Source organism: Mesorhizobium sp. M4B.F.Ca.ET.017.02.2.1, assembly GCF_003998955.1.
In the GTDB taxonomy this organism is placed as follows: domain Bacteria; phylum Pseudomonadota; class Alphaproteobacteria; order Rhizobiales; family Rhizobiaceae; genus Mesorhizobium; species Mesorhizobium abyssinicae.
The window spans coordinates 1-6598 of sequence record NZ_RZOF01000348.1; the positions used below are offsets into that span (position 1 = coordinate 1).

The window sequence follows — 6598 nt, forward strand, 5'->3', positions numbered from 1 at the left end:
GGCCAGCCGAGCTACGATGCCGTCGAGGGCGGGCAGGGCGAGCTCTATTCCAGCGCCATCGTCATGCCGGCCGATGGCGGGCAGTCAGTCGCATCGCCGGTCGATGGCAGCGCCTCGATCCCGCTCGATCTCATCCGCGGCAAGCGCTTCGCCTTCAACAATCCGGACTCCATGTCCGGCCTGCTCGGGCTGACGCGCGACCTGGACGCGATGGGCGAAAGCCTCGACATTTTTGCTTCGCAGATACAGAGCGGCGGCCACCGTTCATCGATCGTCGCCATTGCCGAGGGCAGGGCCGATGTCGCGGCGATCGACTGCGAGAGCTGGGCTCTGGCCAATCGCTTCGAGCCGGCGGCAAGGCACGTGAAGGTCGTCGGCTGGACGAGACGGCGCAAGGGCCTGCCGTTCATCACCGCCCGCGCCACTCCGCCAGAGACGGTAGCGGCGTTGCGCCTAGCGATCGAGGGCCTCGAGTGACTCAGCCAAGCAACCGCTCGTCGAGCGGATAGCTCGAGAGCTGCTGGTTGCCGGTCTCGGTGATGAGGATCTGCTCCTCGATCTTGACGCCCTCGCGTCCGCCCAGCCGGCCGATATAGCTTTCGACGCACAGCACCATGCCGGCTTCGAGCACGCCGTCCGGCGTATCCTCGGTCCAGTCGCTGGCATGCGGCAGCGTCGGATATTCGTCCGCCAGGCCGACGCCGTGGTAGAGCACGCCGTAGCGGGTCGGGAAACAGTCGCCGGGCGGCACCGCGGCGCGCTCGACAAGCTCGCGGAAGGAGATGCCCGGGCGCATCAGTTCGGTGTTGTGGGCGATCTGGTCGGCGGCGATGCGGAAAAGATCGCGCTGCTCGTTCGAGGGTTTGCCGTCGCCGCAGAGCCAGGTGCGCGAGAGGTCGGCGCAGAAGCCATACGGGCCGATCAGGTCGGTGTCGAAAGCGACGAGATCGCCGGCCTCGACGACGCGCGACGAGCATTCCTGGAACCAGGGATTGGTACGCGGCCCAGAAGACAGCAGCCTGGTCTCGATCCATTCGCCGCCGCGCGCGATGTTGCCGCGATGCAGCTCCGCCCACAGCTCGTTTTCGGAAATGCCTGGCTCCAGCGCCCGTTCCATCTCGCCCATCGCCGCCTCGCAGGCGACGATCGAACGGCGCATGGCGAGGATCTCGTCCGGCGATTTGATCAGCCGCGCGCTCTCCATCACCGCCTCGCCATTGCCGATGCTGACGCCGAGGCGGGCAAGCTCCTCGGCGCCCTCCGGGTTGATGTGGTCGACGGCGATGCGGCGGTTGCCGCCGCCATGTTGCGCCACCAGATCCGCGATGCCTGCGGCCCAGCGGCGGACCTTCAACGGCGTCAGCTCGCCGCTGTAGAGATACATCCACGACACCGAGGGTCGCACCTCGTCGACGACACCGGAATGATCGGACAGGTGCTCGCAGGAAAAATAGTCGAACAGCACCACCGGCCCTTCGGCGGCAACGAAGCAATGGCGGGTCGGATTGTGCGCGACCCAGAGCTGCATATTGGTCGAGTCGGTGGCGTAGCGGATGTTGACGGGGTCGTAGAGCAGGGCGCCGGCATAGCCGCGGCGCTTCAATTCGGAGCGGATGCGGTCGAGCCGGTATTTGCGCATGGCGGCAAGGTCGGGAGCGGCGATGCCGGCCGCCTGCCATTCGGCCTCGGCCTGCGCGCCGTAGCCCAGCACATGCTGGTTGAGCGAGGCCGCCTTCTGGCGGGAGGCTTCACGCAGCGCTTCAACGGAGCCGGCCGCTTCCGGTTCGAACGGCATGATCTTGCGATGGCGGCCGAAGCGTTGTGTCTCCATGCGGTCCCTCCGAAGCGCGCTACGGCGCCGTGATCTTGTGAAGCCTGGTAATGGTGAGTTGGCGGGTCGCAGGGGTGCCGCCGAGCAACTGAGGTACCGCAACCTGCCGATGGATGGTGTCTATCGTGTAGCCGGCCTTGGCGATCCTGTCGAAAATGATCGAATTCGGCTCGCCGTCGTCAGCCGCCAGGACAAGCACGGCTGGTTCGCGGATCGACGCGGCAAAATCGGGTATCTCGTCGTCGAGCACGACGAGATCGGAATCGACAAGACGCAAATTGCCGGCCCAGAACCAGCTGGATATCACCGTGCGGACCGACCCTTCGGACATGAGCTGGCCGTACAGCGAATGATAGTCCATCCGCACGATGCGCCCGCGACTGTCTCCACCGTACACCTGCATGTACCAGCTTACCGGCAGCACCAGGATGGCGAGGACGGCGCCGGCGAAGACAATCGTGGCTTGCGTCTTCCTGCCCCTGTCGCCCATGGCATCCAGACGCATGGCAAGGGCAGCGGGCAGCAGAACGAAAACCGGAAGCATCCAACGATCGCGAAATTGCGTCACGCCGCCCGCCAGCACCACCGCCAGCGTAATCAGCAGAGCAAAAGCAATCGCGCGCCAGAGCAGCTTTTCGGGCCAGGGCCAAGGCTCTGACGATGGCGTGGGTCTCCTGATTGCCACCAAAAACGCAACGGCGAAGACGGCGATCGGAAGCCCGGCGAAGTTGAGTATCGCCTTGCCCAACCCGAACACGCCGAGCGATGCCGTCGCCGCCGCGCTGCCACCCTCGGCAACGCCGAAGCCGTCGCTGTGCAACAGCAAGTCTTCGAGATGCGCGAGGCTCCAGTGGAATGTCGGGAGACAGGCAAGCATGGCCACCACCACGCTGATCGGGAAGCGGCGGTCGAAGATCGCCGCGCGCGTTTCGCGCAGCGACAGCGCCGCCAGGAGCAGCGCGGCGAGAAAGATGACATTGTTGTATTTCGACAGCATCGCCGCGGCCGTTGCCAGGCCGAACAGCACATAGGCGGCGAGGGATCGCCGTTTCAGCAGCTCGACCAGGGCCAGGAACAGCACCGACGAAAAGCAGAATATGGCGACCGAGTGGGTGAGGGCATGCTGCATTTCCCAGATGATCTGTGGAAACAGAAGCAGGCCGAACATGGCGGCAGCGGCAGCACGATTCGAGAAGCCGAGCCGGCGTACCGCGGTGAAGTATGCTGTGAGGCCTCCGGCCAGCAGACCGTATTTCACGATCTTGAGGGCGAGGATGCTGGTTCCGACCAGCGAGGCCGACAGGTGGGCAAGCCACGTGTAGAGCGGTGGCTGCGAGCTGCCGTAGCCAGCCGCCAGGACTCGCATCACCATCAATTGCTCGGATTCATCGACGCCGACGCCAGTGCCTGCCCAGTGCGACGACAGCGTCATCACCACGACCTGGACAAGGCAGTATGTGACGGCAAAGGCGAGCGCGGCGTTGAATGGACCGGCCTTGTCGTCGCAAAGCCAGTCGGTCCATTTCTCTAGATGCTGCAAGGACGTCGTCTTCCGATAGCGGCCGGTCGAACCGTGCTTGGTCGAAACGCCAACTACACGATCCGGCACGCGCTGTCGCCCTTTTACGTGCGCATCTTCTCGCCGCTCGGGTCGAAGGGCGGCTCGACATTGATGCGGGCCGGACGGCGGTGGCCGAGGATCTCGATCTCAAACAGGCCGGCGCTTTCGTCCTCGGCCAACGCCGCCGGCACATAGCCCTGCGCCATCGACTTTTGGACGTAGTGCGCATAGCCGCCCGAAGTGACCCAGCCGACCACGCGCCAGTCGCCATCGGCGATGCCGCGCACTGCGGAGGCGCCTTCGGCAGCCTGCGAACCGCGCACTTCCTTGCCCTTGGTGTCGAAGCGCGGCGCGCCATAGCCATGCGGCTTTTCCACGGTGCCGTAGTCCTTGCTGACCTTGGCCCAGATCGGCTCGTCGCCCATCACATCGGCGTCGGCTGCATCGACGATGAAGGAGACGCGGCGCAACTTCGGGCCTTCGGCGTGCTCCTTGGCGGACGCCTCACGGCCGATGAAGTCGTTCTTCTCCAGCTTGATGAAGCGGTCCATCGAGCCCTCGAACGGACCGTAGATCGGGCGCAATTCGCGGAACCAGGTCGGGAAATTCTTTTCCAGGCGCATCGACAGAAGCGCGCGCATGCCGAAGTCGACGAGGCCGAATTCCTCGCCGGCTTCCTTGATCGCCTTATAGACGAGGCGCTGATAGGCGGGCGCCATCCAGATCTCGTAGCCTAGGTCGCCGGTATAGGTGATGCGGTTGACCATGCAGGGCGCGCCGCCGACCGCCATCTCGCGGAAATCCATGAAGCGGAAGGCCTTGGTCGAGACATCGACATCGACCAGCTTCTGCAGCAGGTCGCGGGATTTCGGCCCGGCGATCGACAGGCCGACCAGCGTCTGGTCGAAACGGTGGATGCGCACCGAACCGTCCTTCGGCAGGTGTTTCTCGAACCAGCGCATGTGGTATTTCTGCGCGGCGGACGAGCCCCAGATCATGAACCGGTCCTCACCCGACTTGGCGATGGTGAAGTCGCCGATCAGCTTGCCGAACTCGTTGACCATCGGGGTCAGCACGATGCGGCCAACCTTCGGCATGCGGTTGGTCATCAGCCGGTTGAGGAATTCCTCGGCTGCTGGTCCGGAGACTTCGTATTTGGCGAAGTTGGCGATCTCGGTGACGCCGACCTTCTCGCGCGTGGCGCGCACTTCCTCGCCGATCGGGCCGAAATCGTTGGAGCGGTGGAAGGAGACGATGTCCTTCGGTTCGGTGCCCTTCGGTGCGAACCATAGCGGGGTCTCCAGACCCCACGAGTCGCCCATGACCGCGTTGTTGGCGAGCATGGTGTCGTAGAGAGGCGTCGTCTGCGCCGGGCGAGCGGCCGGCAGTTCCTCGTTGGGGAAGCGGATCGAGAAGCGGCGCGAATAGTTCTCGCGCACCTTGGCGTTGGTGTAGCGCAGGCCGGCCCATTCGCCGAAGCGGGCGACATCCATGCCCCAGACGTCGAAGCCGGGATCGCCATGCACCATCCAGTTGGACAGCGCGAGGCCGACGCCGCCGCCTTGGCTGAAGCCGGCCATGACGGCGCAGGCGCACCAGAAATTGGTCAGGCCCTGCACTGGGCCAACCAGCGGATTGCCGTCGAGCGCGAAGGTGAAGGGGCCGTTGATGATCTGCTTGATGCCGGCCTTCTCGATGCCGGGGAAATGCTTGAAGCCGATCTCCAGCGACGGCGCGATACGGTCGATGTCGGGCTGCAGGAGCTCATGGCCGAAATCCCAGGGCGTGTTGACCGGCGACCACGGCTTGCAGGCCTTTTCATAGGTGCCGAGCAGGATGCCGTTGCGCTCCTGACGGGTGTAGATCTCGCCCTTGAAATCGAGCACGCCGATCATCTCGCGACCGGTCGACTTGTTGAATTCCTCGACCTCCGGCATCGGCTCGGTGAGCAGGTACATATGCTCCATCGCCAGCACCGGCAGCTCGACACCGACCATGCGCCCGATCTCGCGCGCCCACAGGCCACCGCAGTTGACGACATGCTCGGCGTGAACCGTGCCCTGCTCGGTAACGACGTTCCAGGTGCCGTCCGGCTGCTGCGTCAGGTCGACGACGCGGTTGCGCAGTACGATCTCAGCGCCGAGCTTTTTCGCCGCCTTGGAATAGGCGATGGTGGTGCCGGAGGGGTCGAGATGGCCTTCGACCGGGTCCCACATGGCGCCGACGAAATTCTTCTCGTCCATCAGCGGGAACATCGCCTTGGCTTCCGACGGCGTGATCAGCTCGGTGTCCATGCCGAGATAGCGGCCCTTGGCGTGGGCAAGGCGCAGAAAGTCCATGCGCTCCGGCGTGTCGGCCATCATCACGCCGCCGGTGAGATGCAGCGAGCACGACTGGCCGGAAATCTCCTCGATCTCCTTATAGAGCTGCACCGTATAGGCCTGCAGCTTGGCGACGTTGGGGTCGCCGTTCAGCGTGTGAAAGCCGCCCGCGGCATGCCAGGAGGAGCCTGAGGTCAATTCCGAACGCTCGATCAGCATAATGTCGGTCCAGCCGGCCTTGGCCAGATGGTAGAGCACCGAGCAGCCGACGACGCCGCCGCCAATGACAACCGCTTTGACATGAGATTTCATACAGATAGGTCCGTGTTTGAAGAGTTTGAATCGAGTGAGCGAGGCGTGAAGACAAAGCGGAGATCGGATACCGCGATGTTTTCGGTTAGCCTGCCATCAAGCGTGGCAAGGATGGTTTCACAGACGGAAGTGCGATGTTTCAGGACGTCATGGTTCCAAACGCGCAGGATCGAATAACCTTGGGCGCGCATGAACTCGTCGCGGCGGCGGTCATATGAACTGTCTGCATGCTGGTGGCCGTCGATTTCCACGACGAGCCAATTTTCGCGGCATGCGAAGTCCGCAAAAAAGGGGCCGATGGAAAACTGGCGCGGGAAGCGGTAGCCGCCAAGCTTGCGACCCTTCAGTTCGAGCCAAAGCAATGCTTCGGCCTGATTGCCTGCTTGACGCAGGTTTCTTGCTCGCTTGGTGGTGCCTTGTTTGCGGCGGCTTCGCGTTTGAGAAGCGCCTTCCCCCACTCCGTCGCCGCTTCGCGGCGCCACCTCTCCCCCCTCCGGAGGGAGAGGAAGGGAGCCGGCTGGAATCGCCTCGCGCCTTTCCTCGCCCCCGTCGATCGGGGGAGAGGTGTCGGGC

General features: G+C 64.1%; 5 protein-coding genes. 1 reads left to right on the forward strand and 4 read right to left on the reverse strand.

Annotation, left to right across the window (positions count from 1 at the left end; translation table 11 throughout):
• A partial coding sequence (locus EN738_RS28625) for a PhnD/SsuA/transferrin family substrate-binding protein (RefSeq protein WP_145966959.1) occupies window positions 1–477 on the forward strand: 477 nt, incomplete at its 5' end.
• 1 nt (window position 478) lies between these two features.
• Here EN738_RS28625 and EN738_RS28630 read toward each other — a convergent pair.
• The 4 genes from EN738_RS28630 to EN738_RS28645 are packed head-to-tail and all read right to left on the reverse strand — an operon-like array spanning window position 479 to window position 6483.
• Window positions 479–1831, reverse strand: coding sequence for a Xaa-Pro peptidase family protein (locus EN738_RS28630; protein WP_127286589.1), 1353 nt, complete (start codon window positions 1829–1831; stop codon window positions 479–481).
• 19 nt (window positions 1832–1850) lie between these two features.
• Window positions 1851–3440: a glycosyltransferase family 39 protein gene (locus tag EN738_RS28635; RefSeq protein WP_127286590.1), complete on the reverse strand. Its 1590-nt coding sequence runs from the start codon at window positions 3438–3440 to the stop codon at window positions 1851–1853.
• 14 nt (window positions 3441–3454) lie between these two features.
• Window positions 3455–6025, reverse strand: a complete 2571-nt coding sequence (locus EN738_RS28640; RefSeq protein WP_127286591.1) for an FAD-dependent oxidoreductase — start codon at window positions 6023–6025, stop codon at window positions 3455–3457.
• Entirely contained in the window at window positions 6022–6483 is a 462-nt protein-coding gene (locus EN738_RS28645; protein ID WP_245494799.1) for a DUF559 domain-containing protein, read from the reverse strand. Before EN738_RS28645 ends, EN738_RS28640 begins: the two co-directional genes overlap by 4 nt.
• Window positions 6484–6598 lie beyond the last annotated feature (115 nt).